General features: G+C 65.5%; 1 protein-coding gene. It reads left to right on the top strand.

Annotation, left to right across the window (positions count from 1 at the left end; all coding sequences use genetic code 11):
* The first annotated feature begins 61 nt into the window (after positions 1-61).
* Positions 62-1021, top strand: coding sequence for an IS5 family transposase (locus QO010_RS23945; protein ID WP_307353296.1), 960 nt, complete (start codon positions 62-64; stop codon positions 1019-1021).
* Positions 1022-1144: the final 123 nt, after the last annotated feature.

The raw sequence follows: 1144 nt of genomic DNA, 5'->3' as shown, positions 1-1144 counted from the left end.
GGAGACCTTTGCATAAGGGCTCGAAGCTTGATTCTCTGGTGATGTAGCCAGGGAGCTGGGGATGCACCGTTCGAGCGGTCAGGGTGATCTGGGGCAGGCATGGCTTTCGCCGAAGCTGGGCCGCAACGTGCGGCTTGAGCGGATCGGGGAGGTCTTCGACTGGTCGGCGGTGGATCGGCTGGTGTCAGGGATTTATGCGGCGCGGTCGGGTCGTCCGAGCTGGCCGCCGCTGATGCTGGTGAAGGCGCTTTTGCTGCAGCAGTGGTACGGACTGTCGGACCCTGGGCTTGAAGAAGCGCTGGGGGATCGGCTGTCGTTCCGCCGGTTCGTGGGTCTTGGACTGGACGAGGGCTCGCCGGATCATTCGACGGTGAGCCGCTTCCGCAAAGCGCTGCGGGAGCGGGGGCTGGACCAGGCGCTGTTCGAGGAGATCGAGCGGCAGTTGGGGTCCAGGGGGCTTCTGGTGAAGAGCGGGACCTTGATGGACGCCACCCTGGTGGAGGCGGCGGTGAAGAAGCCGTCCGAACCGGCGGGAGCGAGGTCTGTCACCGACCCGGACGCGGACTGGACCCGCAAGGGCGGCAAGACCTACTTCGGCTACAAGGCCCACCTGGCGGTGGACGAAGAGTCTGGCCTGATCCGGCGGGCCGAACTGACCTCGGCCAAGATCTATGAGAGCCAGGTCGCCGACGTCCTGGTCTGTGGCGACGAGCGGGCCGTCTATGCCGACAAGGCCTACGAGTTAAAGGAACGCCGACAGCGGCTGAAGGCGGCCCGGATCAAGGACCGCATCATGCACCGCAGCCACAAGCATCAGCCCCGCCTCCCTCACTGGCAGGCTGTCCGCAACCGGCTGATCAGTCCCATCCGCGCCGCCGTCGAACGCGTCTTCGGAACGCTCAAGCGCACCTACGGCTACAGGCGTGTCCGATACCGAGGCCTGAAGGCCAACCTGCTCGAACTCAGAATGCTCTGCATCGCCTTCAACCTCAGGAAGGCCGACGCCCTGCTGCTCGGCTAGACCGCAACCAGCCCACCCAACGACCCAAAGCTCGCCAAGCGCCTGCCGCCCCCGCTCGGCAAAGGCTAAGCCACCCTCTTACCAACCTTCCGCGGCCATCGGCGGCCTTATGCAAAGGTCTCC

The sequence above is a fragment of the Caulobacter ginsengisoli genome, assembly GCF_030814835.1.
GTDB classification, from domain to species: domain Bacteria; phylum Pseudomonadota; class Alphaproteobacteria; order Caulobacterales; family Caulobacteraceae; genus Caulobacter; species Caulobacter ginsengisoli.
Note: the sequence above shows the minus strand (reverse complement) of the source record. Positions and strands in the feature narration are given on the sequence as shown.